14 protein-coding genes are annotated in these 17,103 nt (G+C 66.0%); 6 read left to right on the top strand and 8 right to left on the bottom strand.

The window, feature by feature from the left end; translation table 11 throughout:
- Nucleotides 1-256 precede the first annotated feature (256 nt).
- Nucleotides 257-1,462 carry a hypothetical protein gene (locus tag KF833_23775; GenBank protein ID MBX3748338.1) on the bottom strand — a complete coding sequence of 402 codons (1,206 nt, stop codon included), beginning with the start codon at nucleotides 1,460-1,462 and terminating at the stop codon, nucleotides 257-259.
- Between the two features lie 99 nt (nucleotides 1,463-1,561).
- Between KF833_23775 and KF833_23770 the strand changes: the two genes are divergently transcribed.
- Nucleotides 1,562-1,984, top strand: coding sequence for a secondary thiamine-phosphate synthase enzyme YjbQ (locus KF833_23770; GenBank protein MBX3748337.1), 423 nt, complete (start codon nucleotides 1,562-1,564; stop codon nucleotides 1,982-1,984).
- A 21-nt stretch (nucleotides 1,985-2,005) separates the two neighbouring features.
- Here the strand turns inward: KF833_23770 and KF833_23765 are convergent, their stop codons facing one another.
- From KF833_23765 to KF833_23740, 6 genes are all read right to left on the bottom strand, one after another.
- The gene (locus tag KF833_23765; GenBank protein MBX3748336.1) at nucleotides 2,006-3,964 is read right to left on the bottom strand and encodes a hypothetical protein; all 1,959 of its coding nucleotides are present in this window, start codon (nucleotides 3,962-3,964) and stop codon (nucleotides 2,006-2,008) included.
- A 426-nt stretch (nucleotides 3,965-4,390) separates the two neighbouring features.
- Nucleotides 4,391-5,125, bottom strand: coding sequence for a hypothetical protein (locus tag KF833_23760; GenBank protein ID MBX3748335.1), 735 nt, complete (start codon nucleotides 5,123-5,125; stop codon nucleotides 4,391-4,393).
- Nucleotides 5,126-5,216: 91 nt separating this feature from the next.
- Nucleotides 5,217-5,837, bottom strand: a complete 621-nt coding sequence (locus KF833_23755) for a membrane integrity-associated transporter subunit PqiC (GenBank protein MBX3748334.1) — start codon at nucleotides 5,835-5,837, stop codon at nucleotides 5,217-5,219.
- Nucleotides 5,834-6,820, bottom strand: coding sequence for an MCE family protein (locus KF833_23750; protein ID MBX3748333.1), 987 nt, complete (start codon nucleotides 6,818-6,820; stop codon nucleotides 5,834-5,836). The genes KF833_23755 and KF833_23750 overlap by 4 nt, the downstream gene beginning before the upstream one ends.
- Nucleotides 6,817-7,617: an ATP-binding cassette domain-containing protein gene (locus KF833_23745; GenBank protein ID MBX3748332.1), complete on the bottom strand. Its 801-nt coding sequence runs from the start codon at nucleotides 7,615-7,617 to the stop codon at nucleotides 6,817-6,819. The genes KF833_23750 and KF833_23745 overlap by 4 nt, the downstream gene beginning before the upstream one ends.
- Nucleotides 7,618-7,620: 3 nt before the next feature.
- On the bottom strand, nucleotides 7,621-8,823 hold the full coding sequence (locus tag KF833_23740; GenBank protein MBX3748331.1) for an ABC transporter permease: 1,203 nt from the start codon (nucleotides 8,821-8,823) through the stop codon (nucleotides 7,621-7,623).
- Nucleotides 8,824-9,044: 221 nt separating this feature from the next.
- Here KF833_23740 and KF833_23735 point away from each other — a divergent pair, with 221 nt between their 5' ends.
- From KF833_23735 to KF833_23715, 5 genes are all read left to right on the top strand, one after another.
- On the top strand, nucleotides 9,045-9,524 hold the full coding sequence (locus KF833_23735; GenBank protein MBX3748330.1) for a PaaI family thioesterase: 480 nt from the start codon (nucleotides 9,045-9,047) through the stop codon (nucleotides 9,522-9,524).
- Nucleotides 9,525-9,694: 170 nt separating this feature from the next.
- On the top strand, nucleotides 9,695-12,172 hold the full coding sequence (locus KF833_23730) for a sodium-translocating pyrophosphatase (protein ID MBX3748329.1): 2,478 nt from the start codon (nucleotides 9,695-9,697) through the stop codon (nucleotides 12,170-12,172).
- A 390-nt stretch (nucleotides 12,173-12,562) separates the two neighbouring features.
- Nucleotides 12,563-13,489: a TRAP transporter substrate-binding protein gene (locus tag KF833_23725; GenBank protein MBX3748328.1), complete on the top strand. Its 927-nt coding sequence runs from the start codon at nucleotides 12,563-12,565 to the stop codon at nucleotides 13,487-13,489.
- 436 nt (nucleotides 13,490-13,925) lie between these two features.
- On the top strand, nucleotides 13,926-14,432 hold the full coding sequence (locus KF833_23720) for a TRAP transporter small permease (protein ID MBX3748327.1): 507 nt from the start codon (nucleotides 13,926-13,928) through the stop codon (nucleotides 14,430-14,432).
- Complete coding sequence (locus KF833_23715) at nucleotides 14,429-15,736, top strand: TRAP transporter large permease (protein MBX3748326.1); 1,308 nt, start codon at nucleotides 14,429-14,431, stop codon at nucleotides 15,734-15,736. The genes KF833_23720 and KF833_23715 overlap by 4 nt, the downstream gene beginning before the upstream one ends.
- Here the strand turns inward: KF833_23715 and KF833_23710 are convergent.
- Nucleotides 15,681-17,103, bottom strand: a 1,423-nt coding sequence (locus KF833_23710) for a hypothetical protein (GenBank protein MBX3748325.1), incomplete at its 5' end; no start/stop codon positions are given. The two genes, KF833_23715 and KF833_23710, sit on opposite strands and share 56 nt — an antisense overlap.

Below are 17,103 nucleotides of genomic sequence, written 5' to 3'. Positions count from 1 at the left end.
ATGGTACGTTGCAGGCATGGACGGATCGGCTGTGATGCGTGGAGTTCTCATGGGTAGTGGGGAGGGGGAGGTGCAGTTAGCCAAGGTGGGTACTGGTGAAGACAGAGGCTGAACGGTAAGGTGCAGGAGTCAAATCTAAAAAGCCGGTCACAATAGTTAGTTTAGGTCAATTTAAAGTAGGCTGGCATTTTGCACCGGAATAATGGTAGCGGAAGTGTTTGGTGAAGCTATTGAGAGGTCAGGGGGGTGGGGGGGATCACTCGGTTGGGTCGAGGAGTCTGACGCGGAAGAACGATGGGGCGGGACAGCAGTCGGGGAGTTCGATCTCGAGCATGGCGACGGGGCCGGTGATGGGTTCCCAGACGGGATGATCAAGGGATGGAGACCGTTCGACCACGTAGCGATGGGCGGGGAAGTCGGATTCGCTGACGTCATCGCGAAGGGTGGCGAGGGGGCCGTGCCAGGCGAAATGGAGGGCGCCAGCGGTGCGGGACCAGGCGACGATGCGGGGAAGGGGTCGGTAGCCGATGACGCCGCGCAGGGGGAGATTGAGTTCGCCATTGGGAGTCCAGCTTGCCGAGGTCCAGGCACTGAACTGGAGGTCGCCGCTGGCCCAACTGGTTCGATAGCGGACATACGGGGTGCCGTCATGGTCAATGAGGTAGCCGTAGGCGAGGAGGGCGTGGATGAGAGGGTTCTGGTTTGGGCGACCGGCAACGGTGCGGGAGAAGCGCCCGAAGGGCTGCATGAAGAGGAGGACCGGGTACCCGCGGTCGATTTCCGCCCGCAAGTCTTGGAAGGTGAATCCTTGACCCGAGAGCAGGCCGTCGGGATTGAAGTCGCTGAGCTGGGAGAAGGTGTCGGCCTCGTACCCGCGCGAACGGGTCCAGGCGCGGAGGCCGGACTGGATGTCGGGGATGGGGAGGCCGTGGGCGTCGGTGGGGGTGTAGTTGTCGCGGCGGTGTCCCTGGCGATCAAAGAAGTTGAAGGCGTAGGCGTCGATATTGCCCTCGCACTCGTCGGCGAGGCTGGCCCATTTCCTCTGGCTGAGTCCGATGAAATCGCCGATGCAATCGGGCGGGTGTTCGGGGCGCCCGAGAATGCGGTAGGGATCTTCGGAGACGCTTTCGTAGTGGACGTAGTAGTTGTCCATGTGTCCTGGCTGGAGCAGTGGGCGTCCATCGACTCCGGCTTCGGAGGCCCAGAGGGAGACGATGCCGCGGTTGGCACCGAAGCTGTCGAGAGGCGCAACGCCTCCGGCGGTGGGCCCGGTGTAGAAATCGGGGAATCCGTGGCGATCCCAGAAGCCCATGAGGTTGCCGGTGGCTGTGCCGAAACAGCCGGCGTGCCAGGCGTAATCGGGGACCCCGGTGATCTGAACGCTCTCGAAGGCCCGCCCGGCAGCGGGGGAGAGGATGAGAGCGACGACGAGTCCGGGATGCGGCAGGAACGGCGGACGCATGGGTTCAGGGTATCACGCGAAGGGGAAGGGAGCGACCCGCGCCGCGGGAAGTTGCAGGGCCGGACTTGAAACGGGACGGGTGACAGGCGAGACACGGGGATGTTGCGGCAGCATTCGGAGGAGTGGGTGGTGTCCACACGGGGACGGGGTCTGAGGGAGATTACGAGCGAGGTGGAAGAGGTGGTCCGAAGGGCGGGCATGCGGCTGGGGGTGGTGACGCTGCACGTGTGCCATACGTCGGCATCGCTGCTGATCCAGGAGAACGCGGACCCTGGAGTGCAGGCGGATCTCGAGCGCTTTTTCGCCCGGTTGGTGCCGGATGGGGAGACGCTGTTCGAGCACACGGCAGAGGGGCCGGATGACATGCCGGCCCATGTGCGGACGGCGCTGACGGCGGTGAACCTGTCGATCCCGATCCGGGATGGCCGGATGGTGCTGGGAACGTGGCAGGGGATCTACCTGTGGGAACATCGCCACCACCCGCACCGGCGACGGGTGGTGGCGCATTGCCAGGGGGAATAGGACGCTCGCGGAGCGGGATGGCTACCGGGCCACGCGATAAAAGCGGGCGGCGTCGGTGGGGTTCACCGTGGCCGGATTGGCGGCGCCGACGTCGGACCAGGGACCGGAGACGGCGGGAGCCGACTGAAGGGTGCCTCCGGTCGGGTTCCACCCGATGGCGAGTGTGGTGCCGGTCTGCCCGAGGGTCAGGGTGGTGGCGGGGCCGGGGCCGCCGGGGTCCTGGGGATCGAGGATGATGCCGCTGCCCCAGCGGACCCAGTCCACGGTCACCTGCCCGGCGCTGGGACCTGGGAAGCCGATGTCGAGGCGGCCATCGGCGTCCACGGAGTCGGGCCAGCCAACGAATCCGGTGTTGTTGAAGGTAACTGCGGGGGCGGAGAAGTCGCGGTTGAGGTACACATCGAAGACGCAGAGGGCGACATTGGCGGGGCCGTCATTGGGATTGCGGGCGAGGCGATAGCGGGCGGCTTCATCGAAGCGGCCGACGACGGTGAAGGTTTGGAATCGGGTGCTATCCACCTCGGCGGTGGGGTTGGAGGCGAGAGCCCAGCCACCGAAGCGGGTGGCGGAGAAGGCCGGCTGCCAGGCTTCACCGCCCGGGTGGAGGAGGTCGGTTTGGAAGACGCCGACCATGTACTTGGGGAACTCGGCGTCGCCGCCGGTGCCGGTGGCGTCGTCGAGCCGGGCGCGGAACTCGTAGGTGAACGGGACAGTGAGGGCGACATCGCGGACGGCGTAGAAGTTGCCGCTTTCGAGGCGGTCGCGGATGGAGAGGGTGCCGTCGGTGTTCTGGATGAGGGCAACGAGGTTGCCGTCGGGTTCATTCCCGGTGGTGGAGAAGGGCATCCAGCCTTCGGCGACGAAGTCGTCCATGGGCGAGAAGCCGGCCCAGCGTCCGGGATCGTTGTCGCGGTAGAATTCGCTGAGGCCGAAGGCGGCCCCTGAGCGGTAGAGGGTGGTGTCGATGGAGCGTCCGCCGCGGAGGAGGTAGAAGCGGCCTTCGCCGAGGTAGGCGACGCTGACGTAGTAGTTGCGTTCGTCGTTCCAGCTTCCGCCGGGACCGCTGGAACCGACGGTGTCCATGGGGCTTTCGCCGATTTCCCAGTCGATGCCGTTGGGGGAGACGAGGACGTGATTCTCGGTGTTGCCAGTGAAGAGGAACATCCGGAAGTCGTTTTGGGCGAGCTGGAGGACCTGGGAGGGCTGGCCATTGAGGAACGTGCCCTCGGGGTGGAGCCGGATCAGGCCGTCATCCCAGTCGGTGTCGAAGTCGTCGGGAATTTCCTCGAAGAAGTAACCGTCCGCGGAATCGGCGATGGCGATGCCGGCATTGGAGCGGAAGTACATGAGGTAGGGGCGTTCCGCGGAGGGGTCCTCGGGGTCAGCGGTGCGGCCGGGGATCCGGGCGACGGCGTGGCCGTCGGGGAAGGTGCCGAGGCGGCCGCCTTCGAGGGCCACCTGATCGCTTTCGAAGGCGATGCCGTCGGCGCTTTCGGCGACACGGACCTGCCAGGAGCCGCCGGGGTTGCCGTAGTAATAGAGGCGGTAGGGTTTCTCCCAGGCCGGATCGTAGAGGACGACCGGGCGGCCGCTGGAGGAGGAACCGTCGGTGTTGATGCCGGAGAGCACTTGGCCGGGGGACCAGACGATGCCGTCGGCGCTGGTGGAGAAGGCGATGCCATTGATGCTTTCGGTGTCGTACCAGACCCGGAAGCGGGTGGCGGCGGGCCAGTCATGGCGGTGGAGGACGTAGGGCATGTAGGCCCGGGAGCCTGGACTTTGGAGATCGATGGGGTTGCCGGGGTGATCGGTCCAGTCGATGTGCCATTTGGAGCCAGGTTGGGCGAGGGCGGTTGGGGCGGCGGCGAGGAGGGTCAGTGCGAACAGGGCCCGGAGGGCGGAAACGGCGGGCCCGGAGGGGTATGGGTGGCGGGGGGGATAGGGTGTGGGGGATGAGTGAACGGGTAGGATGGGTTTCATGGCAGGGTCCGTCCGCTCGGGTTGCGATTCGCCAGCCCTGTTGACGCGGCAATCCGAGTCGGGAGGGAGGAGCGAAGGCCGTGGAGGGGTCGGGTGGATGGCACGGTGTCGGGTCAGGCGGGGAAGTCAACGCTGCTGGGGAGAAGGGAACCGGGAAGTCACTGGGATGGCACAATGGGAGGGTGGGGGCGCATCAAATAATAAGAGACCGAGGAATAAATGTTGACCTGATCTGTCAAATAAAAGGCCTGGCATATTGATGTTGATGTAGACCTTTACCGGACTGGCACCATGGGACCGGGGGTAGGTGATTTAATAAATAATGAGACGGGCAGGATTTTGTTAACTGGTTCTTCAATAAGCCTGGCATTTTAATGTTAACCGGTTAACCGGGCTGGCACAATGTGGGCGTGTGCATTGAGGTGGTCAGGAAGCCGGGGGGGGCGGGCGGCGATATCGGGCGAGGGCGAAGGCGGCGAGGAGGGAGGCGGCGATGGCGGTCCAGGCGGCGGGTTCAGGGACGGCGGTGAGGGAGGTGATCTGGGCCTGGAACTCGACGGAATCGCCGAGGGCATTGGCACCGTAGAAGGCGAGGATCGCGGTGTCGGGGAAGAGGGAGAGGAGCGGCACGAGGGTGGGGAGGGAATCGTCGGCAAGGACCGTGCCGGAATTGTCCTGGAACTGGAGTCGAAGGTCCGCTGTGGTGATCCCATTGGGGAAGGCACCCCCATTGTAGCGGAGATTGGGTGTGTAGTACTGGACGGCGTCGTATGGGTTGTCGTCGATGGCGGTGACTAGATTGAAGGGAGCCGAGGGGGTGGGGACGCTGGCGAGGGTGTTGCCTCCCAGGTCGAGGGCGAGCCGGAAGGCCGAATCGTCCGAGGCCATGAAGTAGAAGGTACCGGCCTTCGGGTTGCCTGGATTCCCGTCCAGGCTGGCACGGGCGGGATCGAATTGAAGGGAGCCGTTGAGGGGGGTGTCGAGGGTGATGCCTGGGGGGAGCAGCGAGACGTCACCGAAGAGGTAGTTGACGGTGGCCGTGAACTCGAAGACCACGGCGTGGGACGGGGTGAGCGCGAGGCCGGTCAGGATGCCGAGGGCGGCCATGGCGGGGGCGAAGCGACGGATTGCGGGAGGCGTGCAGATGTGGGGTCGATTCATGACACCGACAGCATCCGGCGGGTGCAGGGTTCCGGACCATCCGACTTTCGGCGGAAGAGACGTGGGAAGGGGTTTGCGATGGGGGGAGGTATCAGTCGGCGGGCCAGTCGGCGGCGACGGCGTGGGCGACCGCGGCGAGGGCCTCGTTCCAGCCGGCGACCAGTTCATCCGCGCCAGCACGGGGGAGCGGCACGGACTGGGAGGCGCGGTGCCGCCATTGGACGGGGGAGGCGGGGCCCTGCCAGGGATGGAAGATGCGGAGTTCCATGGCGATGCGGGCGCGGGGTTGGGCGGGGTCGCGGTAATCGCCGTAGAGTTCGGTGATCTCCCCTTCCAGGACGTGGGTGACGGATGCCTGGCTGCCGCCGGTGGTGACGTGGTCGAAGCGGCCGGTTTCGCGGAACCATCGGGCCCAGGCTTCGGTGAGGAGGGTGGTCGGGGGAAGGAGGAAGAGGTGGTAGGCGTCGGTGGCGTATTCGTTGTCGGCGAGGCGAATGACGAAGGGGCGGGCCTCGAAGGCCGGGGCGACGCGGAAGGGGCGGACGAGGAGGACACCGGAGCCGGTCTGGACGACGGAGGCGGCGGGGGCGGGGGGATCGAGGACGAAGGTGCGGGGGGCGAGGGGGGGACGTTGCAGACGGCAGCCGACGGCCCAGGGGAGGAGGAGGGTGGCGCCGACAAAGGCGCGACGGGAGGGCTGTCGGTGCTTCATGGGGCGGGTTGAAGGGGTTTGGGGGGGGCGCCGAGAATCAGGCTGGAGGGATGGAGGCGGGCAATTTCAGAGAGGGCACGAAGGTTGGCGGTGATGGCGCGGAGATGGTCGAGGGTGGCGGCGAGGTCCGTTTCCTTGCCGGCGAAGAAGGTGTCGGCGGAGGTGAGGACGCGGTCGAGACGGGTGGAGAGGGCGTTGAGGTCGAGTGATTCGATCTTGTGGCGGAGGTCCTCCACGGTGCGGGTGAGGGAGGTGGGGAGGGATTGGAGGTCGGGTTGGGACAGGAGTCGGTGGAGGGCGGTGTTGGAGGAGCGGAGTTCGGCGAGGAGGTTGGTGGCCTGGCGGGAGATGTCGGCGAGCTGGGCGTCGCGGATCTGGGCTTCGGCGGTGGTGAGGACGCGGTTGAGGTTGTTGAGGAGCAGGGCGAGATCGGCGTCCTCGAGCTTTTGGAAGACCTGTTCGGCGGAGGACAGGAGTTTGGTGAGGGTGCCTGGAGCGGAGGGGATGTAGAGGTGTTCGGGGGTCCAGGTGACGTCGAGCTGGGGTGCGCGGTAGGGATCGACGTAATCGAGTTCGAGGAAGGAGAGGCCGGTGATGCCCTGGGCGTTGAGGCGGAAGCGGAGGCCGCGGGCGACGTCGGCCTTGAGCATATCGAGGAACGCCTCGCGGCCGCTGGCGCGGTGGGCATCCTCGGCGACGGCGACGTCGATGAGGATGTAGGTGCGCTGGAGTTCCGCGGGGCGACCGATCTCGTACCGGTCGCGGGAGAACCCGATGGAGTGGACCGAGCCGAGATGGACGCCGCGGTACTTGACCTTGGAACCGACCTCGAGGCCCTGGACCGACTGGTCGAGGTAGGTTTCGACCAGCAGGGGCTGGCGGAAGGTGCGGCCGACCCCGAGGAGGAGGAGGAGGAGGAGCGCCGTGCCAAGGCCGGCGAGGACGAAGAGACCGAGTTTGAAGTGGTTGGCCCGGGAACTCATGGGGCGGCGATCGGGCTGGGGTGGGGAGGGGGAGGGTCGGATTCGCGGCGGAAGAACCGGCGCACCTTGTCGTGGGGCGGTTGGTCGCGCAAGGCGGCGGGTGTCCCGGTGGCGAGGATGCCCTGGGTATCACGGTCGAGCATGATGGCCCGTGAGGCGATGGCGAAGATGCTCTGGAGTTCGTGGGTGACGACGACGAAGGTGACACCGAGGGTGCCGGAGAGTTCGAGAATCAGATCATCGAGGCCGGCGGAAGTGACGGGGTCGAGACCGGCGGACGGTTCATCGAGGAAGAGGATTCCGGGGTCGAGAGCCATGGCGCGGGCGATGGCGGCCCGCTTCTGCATGCCGCCGCTGAGTTCGCCGGGGAGGCGATCAGCGGCGGCGGAGAGGCCCACCAGGTGCAGTTTCATGCGGGCGATGAGGTCCATGGTGGGCCCGTCGAGGCGGGTGAACTCTTCGAGGGGGAGGCGGACGTTTTCGAGGACGGAGAGGGAGCCGAAGAGCGCGCCGTTCTGGAACATCACGCCGAAGCGGCGGAGGATTTGGCGCCGCCGGGCGGGCGGCGCGGCGAGGAGGTCGTCGCCTTCGATGAGGACCCGGCCGGCGAGCGGGGTTTCGAGGCCGATCATGTTGCGGAGGAGGGTGGTCTTGCCGCAGCCGGAGGTGCCGAGGATGACGAAGACCTCGCCGCGACGGATGGTGAAGGAGACCTCGCGGAGGAGGGTGAGGCCGTCGTAGCCGGCGGTGAGGCCGGCGACCTGGATGGCGATGGGCGGTTCGGCGGTCTGGGCCATCATCTAGAATCCGAGGAAGTAGAAGAGGGTTCCGAGGATGGCGTCGAGGATGACGATGAGGAGGATGGCGGTGACCACGGCGCTGGTGGTGGAGGTGCCGACGGCGCTGGGGCCGCGGGAGGCCTGGAGTCCGCGGAGGCATCCGACGCCGGCGACGGTGAGGCCAAAGGCGAGGCTCTTGACCAATCCGCTCAGGAGGTGGCGCGGTTCGGCTGCGGCGATGGCCTGGTTGAAGTAGGCCGTCATGGGGAAGTCGAGGGTCAGGAACATGGCCGCTCCGCCGAGGATGCCCATGACATCGGCGAAGAGGGTCAGAAAGGGGATGGTGATGAGGAGCCCAAGGACGCGGGGCACAGCAAGGAACGGGACGGGATTGAGGCCCATGGTGGAGAGGGCGGCGACCTCGTCGTTGACCTTCATCGTGCCGATTTCGGCGGCGAAGGCGCCCCCGGAGCGACCGGCGAGGATGATGGCGGTCATCAGGGGCCCGAGTTCGCGCAGCATGGCGAGGGTGACCAGGTTGGCGACGTAGATTTCGGCGCCATAGGGGCGCATGGCCATGGCGGACTGGAAGGCGAGGACCAGTCCGACCAGCCCGGCGATGAGGGCGACGATGGGGAGGGCGTCGGTGCCCGAACGTTCGGCGGCGAGGAGGAGGTCACGCCAACGGATGCGGGATGGGTTCAGAGCGGCACGGGCGAGGGCGGCGGACAGTTCGCCAATGAACTCGATCTGCAGACGCAGATCACGACAGAGACCGGCCACCGTGCGGCCGACCTGTTCGGGCAGCGACTGGCAGACGGCCCGCGGCACGGGGGCGGCCTGGAAGGTTCGGGGGTCGAACCGGTCGAGGAGGCGGCGGTATCCGGGATCCAGCCCCTCCCAGGTGACGGTGGCGCCGGAGGCGACGGCCTCGCCGCTAAGGCGCAGGAGAAGGGCCATGCCGGCGCCATCGAGGGCGGACAGGCCGGAGGCATCGAGGACCAGGCGGGCGGGCCGGGCGTCCATGAAGGCCTGGGTCGCCTGACGCGACAGGACAGGGACGGTGGAGTGGTCCAGGGAGCCAGAGAAGCGGAGGGTGACGGCGCCGGATGGGACCGGGTCGATCGCGAGGCTGCCGGTGGATGGGGGATGGGCGGTGCTCACGGCGCGGGGCGGCGACGGGCGGAAAGGGTAGTCTGTTGAGAGCGGAGGGTGAAGGCCCATCCGTTTCCAGCCCTGGGATGGAGGGTGCATCCCGGAGCTGTGGGTGAGGAGGCAGCGAATCGGAGGGACGAGCTCCGCGAGTCCTCAACCCAACGCGCCACATCGTTGCGGCCTCGTGGAACTCGGCCCTCGGAGGCGACGCTTCGCGACGTTCGCACCTCTCCCCACGCCTCCGGGATGCACGGCGTTGCGCGCGGGGTGCGGGCTGGCAGGATCGGGGCATGCGGCCGATTCCCAGGACCCGATCGTGTTTTGTGTGCGGTGTGTCGAACCCGCTGGGTTTTCGTCTGGCGATGCGGACGGACGGGCGATGGGTGGAGGCGCCGGTCACCTTCCGGGCCGAGCACGTGGGGTTTCGGAACACCATCCACGGGGGTCTGATTGCGACGTTGCTGGATGAGGTGATGGTCTGGGCGTGCGGGGTGGGGGCGAAGCGGTTTGCGTACTGTGCCGAGATGACGGTGCGGTACCGGCGGCCGGTGGCGCCGGGGGTATCGATGGTGGTGAAGGCGGAGCTGGTGGAGGACCGGAAGGGGCGGATCCTGATCGCGCGGGGGCTGGTGGTGTCGGAGGAGGACGGGCAGGTGCATGCGGAGGCGACGGGCAAGTACATGCCGATGGGGGAGGGGGACAGCGCATTCATGGGGGAGGATTTCATCGAGGACCCGGCGGTCATCCTGGAGAGGGGCGGTGCGGCTTAATGGGAGGGATGAGGATCGCCTATGGACTTGACAGCGGGCGGGGCCGTCGATGTCATTAGCGCCGCTTTCCTGGGCATCTATCACGCATGAGATTTTCTCCTCAAAAATCTCGACAGCGCGGCGGGCCGGGGTGAGCATGAAGCCGTAGTTCGCCTAATGGAGAACGAAATATGGATAAGCCCCACTCACTGAGACGACTCATACCCTTCTTGATCATCGCCCTGGCGGGAACGCCATGGGCTGCGTTGGCCGGCGAGGCGGACATCCGGTTGCCGGATTTGAGCCTGGTGCGGTTTGATTCCCTGGGGGGCATGAGCGGGTACGCGCTCATGTACCTTGGGCTGGCGATCTGCGTGGTGGGCGCGGCATTTGGGCTGCTGCAGTACCGGCAGACGAAGGCGTTGCCGGTGCATGCGAGCATGTCGCGGGTGTCGAACACGATTTGGGAGACGTGCAAGACGTACCTGTTCACGCAGGGGAAGTTTCTGGCGGTGCTCTGGCTGCTGATCGGGGCGTGCATGGTGTATTACTTTGGATTCCTGGCGGGGCATGAGGGGCCGGACGGGGAGGCGCTGGGGTCGGGGAAGGTGTTCTTCAACGTGGTGGTGATCCTGGCGGCGTCGGTGCTGGGGATCATGGGGTCGTACGGGGTGGCGTGGTTTGGGATCCGGATCAACACCGTGGCGAATTCGCGGACGGCGTTTTCGGCGTTGCGGGGGAATCCGCTGGCGACGTTGGGGATTCCGTTGCGTTCGGGGATGAGTGTGGGGCTGTTGCTGGTGGCGGTGGAGTTGTTCTTCATGATCTGCATCCTGGTGTTCCTGCCGGTGGACCTGGTGGGGCCGTGTTTCATCGGGTTTGCGATCGGGGAATCGCTGGGGGCATCGGTGCTGCGGATCTGCGGCGGCATCTTCACGAAGATCGCGGACATCGGTTCGGATCTGATGAAGATCGTGTTCAAGCTGCCGGAGGACGATCCGAAGAACCCGGGTGTCATTGCGGACTGCACGGGGGACAACGCGGGGGATTCGGTGGGGCCGACGGCGGACGGGTTCGAGACCTACGGGGTGACCGGGGTGGCGTTGATCGCGTTTCTGGCGCTGGCGCTGGCGGCGAACCCGGTGATCTGCGGGACCTTGATCATCTGGCTGTTCGTGATGCGGTCCTTGATGATTCTGACCTCGCTGGGTTCGTATCTGATCAACGAGGTGATCAGCCGGAAGATGTTTGGCGGCAAGAAGGACTTCGATTTCGAGGCGCCGCTGACGCACCTGGTGTGGCTGACCTCGGCGGTGTCGATCGGAGTGACCTTTGTGGCCAGTTATGTGTTGCTGGCGCGGCAGTCGGGCGTTGATCCGAATTTGTGGTGGGTCCTTTCGAGCATCATCAGTTGCGGCACGGTGGCGGGGGCGTTGATTCCGGAGTTCACGAAGATCTTCACGAGCACGAATTCGCGGCATGTGAAGGAAGTGACCAACTGTTCGAAGCATGGCGGGGCCTCGCTGAACATCCTGTCGGGATTCGTGGCGGGGAACATGTCGGCGTTCTGGATGGGCCTGGTGATCATCCTGTTGATGCTGGTGTCGTACATGTTCTCGAAGAACCCGGCGCTGATGGTGATCATGCCGGAGCAGTTCGCGTTTGCGGCGCCGATCTTCGCCTTCGGGTTGGTGGCCTTCGGGTTCCTGGGGATGGGGCCGGTGACCATCGCGGTGGACAGTTTCGGGCCGGTGACGGACAACGCGCAGTCGGTGTATGAGTTGTCGCAGATCGAAGGGCGCGACGGCGTGAAGGACGAGGTGCGGAAGGAATTCGGGTTCGAGCCTGACTTCGAGAACGCCAAGTACCAATTGGAGAAGGGCGACGGGGCGGGGAACACGTTCAAGGCGACTGCAAAGCCGGTGTTGATCGGGACGGCGGTGGTGGGGGCGACGACGATGGTGTTCGGCATCATCATCCTGCTGGAGAACCTGTTTGGGAACGTCATCAGCCAGCTCAGCATCGTTCAGCCGGAGATCATCCTTGGGTTGGTGATGGGCGGATCGGTGATCTACTGGTTCACGGGGGCCTCGACTCAGGCGGTGGTGACGGGAGCGTACCGGGCGGTGGTGTACATCAAGAAGAACATGAAGCTCGATGCGAGCACGGCCTCGGACCAGGACAGCAAGGAGGTGGTGCGGATCTGCACGGAGTACGCGCAGAAGGGCATGTGGAACATCTTCATCGTGGTGTTCTGCTTCGCCCTGGCGCTGCCGTTCTTCAATCCGTACTTCTTCATCGGATACCTGATCGCGATCGCGTTCTTCGGATTGTTCCAGGCGATCTTCATGGCCAATGCGGGCGGGGCCTGGGACAACGCCAAGAAGATCGTCGAGGTGGACTTGCGTCAGAAGGGCACCGAACTGCATGCGGCCACGGTGGTGGGCGACACGGTGGGGGATCCGTTCAAGGACACCTCGTCGGTGGCGCTGAACCCGGTGATCAAGTTCACCACCCTGTTCGGCCTCTTGGCGGTGGAGATTGCCGTGACCATGACCAACCAGACGGCCAAGACGGTGTTTGGCGGGGTGTTCCTGCTGGTGGCGCTGGTCTTCGTGTACCGGTCGTTCTACGGGATGCGGATTCCGGACGAGGCCACCGAAGGGTAGGTTTGGGGGAAGGCTTCCGACTGGCGCGGGGTTCACCACCCAACCCGGGCCAGGTCGCGACGGGCGCCGTGCGTGAGCGCGGCGCCTCTTCTTTTGCTGGGAATCGCGAATGGGGAACGGGGGAATGGGGAATTGCGAATGGGTGCCTTCCAAGGATTGCGTTCGGGCTATTGGGCAGGGCGAAGAGGGGATGAGGTTCTGCTGAAGCCGGGACAACGAACGGGGAGGGAGGTTGCGTCGGGCCGCAGGGCGGAACCGCTCGCGTTGGGGGTGGGGAAGGGGGTAGGGAGGGGCATGTCCAGCGGCGCGCGATCCGGGGCGGATGGGGTGTTGAGGCGGCGGGGGTTCCTGTCGGTCCTGGCGGGTGTGGGAAGTGGCGTGGTAGCGGGGATGGGATGTCGGGAGGCTGGGGAAGGGAAGGTGTTGCGGTTGGCGCATGTGTTGGACACGAGGCATCCGGTGCATGCGGGGATGGAGCACATGGGCGAGGCGGTGGAGCGGCTTTCGGAGGGGCGTCTGCGGGTGCGGATTTACGCGGGGGGCCAGCTTGGATCGGAGCGTGAATTGCTGGAGTTGGTGCAGTTGGGGGCGCTGGACATGGTCAAGACCTCGGCATCGCCGATGGAGGGGTTCGTGCCTGGGATGGAAGTGTTCAGCATTCCGTATGTGTTTCGGGATGAGGGGCATTTGTGGCGGGTGCTGGAGGGTCGGGTGGGGCGGGCGTTGCTGGATCTGGGGGTGGACAAGCGGCTGAAGGGATTGTGTTACTACGACGCGGGGAGCCGGAGTTTCTACACCCGGGGGCGGCCGGTGATGCGGCCCGAGGATCTGAGGGGATTGAAGATCCGGGTGCAGAACAGCCGGGCGGCGATCCGGATGGTGGAGGCGATGGGTGGGGCGGCGACGCCGCTGGCGTTCGGGGAGCTGTACACGGCGCTGGACCAGGGGGTGGTGGACGGGGCGGAGAACAACCCGCCGAGCTTCCTGACCTCGCGGCATTACGAGGTGTGCCGGTATTACGCCCTGGACGAGCACACCAGCGTTCCGGATCTGCTGATGGTGGGGACGCCGACCTGGGAGCGGCTGGACGGGCGGGAGCGGGAATGGCTTGAGGCGGCGGCCGAGGTGTCGATGCGGTTTCAGCGGGAATTGTGGGCGGGCCGGACCCGGGAGGATCTGGAGACATTGGCCGGGGCAGGGGTGGAGATTCTGCATCCGGACAAGGTCAGGTTTCAGGAGGCGGTGCGCGGGTTGCAGGCGTCGTACCGGGGAACGGCGGCAGGGCCATGGATGGAGGCGATCCTGGAGCAGGGGTAGGGTGCCTGCATGGCGATGGACGCAAGCCATCCCGAATAGGATAAGCAGCCTGTAAAGCATAAAGCATTGTGGCAGGCCAATAGATGTTGACGCCACAGTGCTGGCCGGTACTCCAGAAAACCGCTTCGGGCTGCCGGGGGCGGACCTGATCACGGATCGTCACCACAAACCTCACAAACCTCAAACCTACGCGGTCAACAGTAACAGGACTGCCTTAGTATGAATGCTGGTCAACATCAATATGTCAGTCTTATTGAATATCGGATGATCGCCCCGCTGGACCGGTTGTCCCCGCGGTGGTGCCTCCCAACCCTCAACCGTCCTCACAAGCCCCAGAACGTTCGCCAGGGATTTGGGCCACCGGACGAATCGCGATTCCCGCATCGCGATTCGCCCAAGTCTGTGGGAAAGAAGGGGGCAACCCATGGAACGAGCGATGACGGTTTGGCGGGAACGGGTACAACGGGGGTTTGAGGGGATGCTGGCGCTGTTGATGGCGGTGCTGGTGCTGGATGTGTTGTGGCAGGTGATTTCGCGGTACGGGCTGGGCCGACCGAGCGCGTGGACGGATGAATTGGCGACGCTGCTGACCATCTGGGTGGCAGCCGTCGGGGCGAGCGTGGGGTTTGCGAGGGGGGCGCATCTTGGGGTGGATGTGCTGGTGGCGCGGATGCCGGAGCGGGCGCGGCTCTGGGTGGACGGGTTGGTGCACCTGCTGGTGGCGGTATTCGCATTGGGGGTGCTGGGTTGGGGCGGATGGGCGCTGGTATCGTTGACGCTGCTGACGGACCAGGTCTCGCCGGCCCTCGGGGTGAAAATGGGGCACGTGTATCTCGCGCTGCCACTGAGCGGGCTGGCGATCGCGGGGTTTGCGCTGGAGGGGGGATGGACGCGATGGCGACGGACACGGCGCGGGGCCGGCGCGGGGGAGGCGGCACGATGATCTCACCGGTGTGGGTGCTGGCGGCGGGGTTTGTGGCGCTGCTGGCGTTGAACGTGCCGGTGGCGGTGGCCATTTGCCTGGCGACGTGGCTGGCGGCGGTGGTGGCGATCGGCTCGCCGGAAATCGCGGCGGCGGCGCTGGCGGAGCGGATGGCGACCGGGGTGGGCAGTTTCTCGCTGCTGGCGATCCCGTTCTTCATCCTGTCGGGCTTGCTGATGGCGCGGGGCGGGGTGGCGCAACGCCTGATGGACCTGGCGGCGGCGCTGGTGGGGCGGTTCCCGGCCGGACTGGCTCAGGTGAATGTGATGTCCTGCATGCTGTTCGGATCGGTGAGCGGATCGGCGACGGCGGCGGTGTCGTCGATCGGGGGATTTCTGGTGCCGGAGATGGAGCGGCGGGGGTACCGGCGGGAGACGGGAGTGGCGTTGACGGTGACGGGGGCGACAACGGGGCTGCTGATTCCGCCGAGCAATATCATGATTGTCTATGCGCTGGCGGCGGGCGGGACGGTGTCGGTGGCGGCGCTGTTTGCGGCGGGGATTGTTCCTGGGCTGGTCTTTGGGACGGCGCTGATGGCGACGGCGTGGTGGACGCTGCGCGGGAGCGGGGCCGGGGCGGGGCTGGGGGTATTGGAACGACCGGCCGTGGGTCGGGCACTGGGGCGGGCGGCGTTGAGCCTGTCGCTGATCGGGGTGGTGTTGGGGGGGATCCTTGGCGGGGTATTTACGGCGACCGAGGCGGCGGCGGTGGCGGTGGTGTACGCAGGGACATTGACGCTGGGGGTGTACCGGGAGGTGCGTTGGCGGGAGCTGGCGGGGATCCTGGTTCAGGCCGGGATGACGACCGGAGTGGTGTTTCTGCTGATTGCGACATCGATGGCGATGTCATGGATCCTGGCGCTGGAAGACGTGCCGGCGAGGGCGAGCGCGTGGCTCTTGGGGATGGCAGGCAGTCCGGTGCTGGTGCTACTGGGGATGAACCTGCTGCTGCTGGCGGTGGGGACGTTCATGGACATGACGCCGGCGGTGCTGATTTTCACGCCGATCCTGGGTCCGGTGGCGGCGGAGCTGGGGATGGACCCGGTTCACTTCGGGATCATGCTGATCGCCAATCTATGCATTGGACTATGCACCCCGCCGGTGGGGACGTGCCTGTTTGTCGGCTGCGGGGTGGGAGGGGTGACACTGGGGCGGGCGAGTCGGGCTGCGGTGCCGTTTGTGGGGGCCTTGGGGTTGGCCCTGCTGGCCATCACCTATGTGCCGGGATTGTCACTCTGGCTGCCCGGGGTGCTGGGGATGCGATGAGGGGGGAGGCTGAGCGCGGGGAAGGATCAGGAAGCCGGGGTGCGGTCGGGGTTGGGATCCGGTGAGCGGCTTGGATGGCCTGGGAGCCATTGACCAGGTAGAGGAGTTCCTGGGCGGCGGACTTGAGGGATTCGGCCTGGGCATTGAGTTCTTCGGCGGCGCTGGCGCTTTCCTCGGCGCCGGCAGCATTTCCCTGGGTGATGCGGTCCACCTGGGCGACGGCATCGTTGATCTGGGCGATGCCCTGGCTTTGTTCTTGGCATGCGCTGGCGATTTCGGCGACGCGGTCGTCCACCTGACGGGCCTTGTCGAGGATTTCGGACAGGCGATCGGCGACCCTGCCTCCGACGCGGGCGCCGCGGGCGCTTTTATCGATGGCATCGCCGATACGGGTGGCGGTTTCGTTGGCGGCCTGGGCGCTGCGCTGGGCGAGGGAGCGGACCTCCTCGGCGACGACGGCGAAGCCCATGCCAGCCTCCCCGGCACGGGCGGCTTCGACGGCGGCGTTCAGGGCAAGGATATTGGTCTGGAAGGCGATCTCTTCGATGGTTTTGACGATCTTGGCGATGTTATCGCCGGCCTGCTGGATTTCGGCCATGGAGGTGGTGAGTTCGCGGACATCGGCGGTGCCGGAATCGGCGACCTCGCGGGCCTGGAGGGCGAGGGTTTTGGCGGCGCCGGCGCTATCGGCATTGCGCCGGGTCATGCTGGCCATCTGCTCGAGGGAGGCGCTGACCTCCTGGAGGGCGGCGGCCTGCTGGGTGGCGCCGTCGGCGAGGGACTGGCTGGCGCTGGAGATTTGGGAGGAGGCGGAGACGGTCTGGTCGGCGCCGCTGGAGAGGCGATCGGCGACGGAGCGGATGGGGCGGGTGATGGAGCGGGTGAGGAGGAGACCGAGGGTGATGGCAATGGCGCAGCCGAGGATCATGGCCACGACGCTGAGTCGAACGGTGGCGGTGGCCTGGCTGCTGGCGAGACGGGACTCCGACTCGGCGATATCCCGATTGATGCGGACCAGTTCGGCCAGGATGGAGTTGGCGGAGTCGGAGGCGTTACGGAGCATGCCGAGGGACTCCGACTCGAGTTCGGCGGTGAGTGCGGACACTTCGGCCACGACCGCGGAGATGCCATCGAAGTGACGGAAGACCTGCTGCATGGCCGGGACCATGGTTTGTTCGTAGAGGGCGAGGGCGTCCTCAGCTTGATGGGCGACGATGTGCTGCCGGATGGCGCCGACGGTGGCGTGGAAGGTGCGATGGGCTTCGCCGATGGCCTGGATTTCCCCGGCCAGACGAGGGTTTGAGGTTTGGAAGGTGGAGAGCCAGCGTCCGGCATTGCAGGCGGTGGGATCGTCGCCACCCTCGAAC

This window comes from Verrucomicrobiia bacterium (genome assembly GCA_019634625.1).
In the GTDB taxonomy this organism is placed as follows: domain Bacteria; phylum Verrucomicrobiota; class Verrucomicrobiia; order Limisphaerales; family CAIMTB01; genus CAIMTB01.
Note: the sequence above shows the minus strand (reverse complement) of the source record. Positions and strands in the feature narration are given on the sequence as shown.

What these genes read in the sequence shown, in the direction of transcription:
- KF833_23775 (MBX3748338.1), bottom strand. Translation starts at nt 1,462, where the DNA reads ATGCGTCCGCCGTTCCTGCCGCATCCCGGACTCGTCGTCGCTCTCATC.
- KF833_23770 (MBX3748337.1), top strand. Translation starts at nt 1,562, where the DNA reads ATGTTGCGGCAGCATTCGGAGGAGTGGGTGGTGTCCACACGGGGACGG.
- KF833_23765 (MBX3748336.1), bottom strand. Translation starts at nt 3,964, where the DNA reads ATGAAACCCATCCTACCCGTTCACTCATCCCCCACACCCTATCCCCCC.
- KF833_23760 (MBX3748335.1), bottom strand. Translation starts at nt 5,125, where the DNA reads ATGAATCGACCCCACATCTGCACGCCTCCCGCAATCCGTCGCTTCGCC.
- KF833_23755 (MBX3748334.1), bottom strand. Translation starts at nt 5,837, where the DNA reads ATGAAGCACCGACAGCCCTCCCGTCGCGCCTTTGTCGGCGCCACCCTC.
- KF833_23750 (MBX3748333.1), bottom strand. Translation starts at nt 6,820, where the DNA reads ATGAGTTCCCGGGCCAACCACTTCAAACTCGGTCTCTTCGTCCTCGCC.
- KF833_23745 (MBX3748332.1), bottom strand. Translation starts at nt 7,617, where the DNA reads ATGGCCCAGACCGCCGAACCGCCCATCGCCATCCAGGTCGCCGGCCTC.
- KF833_23740 (MBX3748331.1), bottom strand. Translation starts at nt 8,823, where the DNA reads ATGGGCCTTCACCCTCCGCTCTCAACAGACTACCCTTTCCGCCCGTCG.
- KF833_23735 (MBX3748330.1), top strand. Translation starts at nt 9,045, where the DNA reads ATGCGGCCGATTCCCAGGACCCGATCGTGTTTTGTGTGCGGTGTGTCG.
- KF833_23730 (MBX3748329.1), top strand. Translation starts at nt 9,695, where the DNA reads ATGGATAAGCCCCACTCACTGAGACGACTCATACCCTTCTTGATCATC.
- KF833_23725 (MBX3748328.1), top strand. Translation starts at nt 12,563, where the DNA reads ATGGGATGTCGGGAGGCTGGGGAAGGGAAGGTGTTGCGGTTGGCGCAT.
- KF833_23720 (MBX3748327.1), top strand. Translation starts at nt 13,926, where the DNA reads ATGACGGTTTGGCGGGAACGGGTACAACGGGGGTTTGAGGGGATGCTG.
- KF833_23715 (MBX3748326.1), top strand. Translation starts at nt 14,429, where the DNA reads ATGATCTCACCGGTGTGGGTGCTGGCGGCGGGGTTTGTGGCGCTGCTG.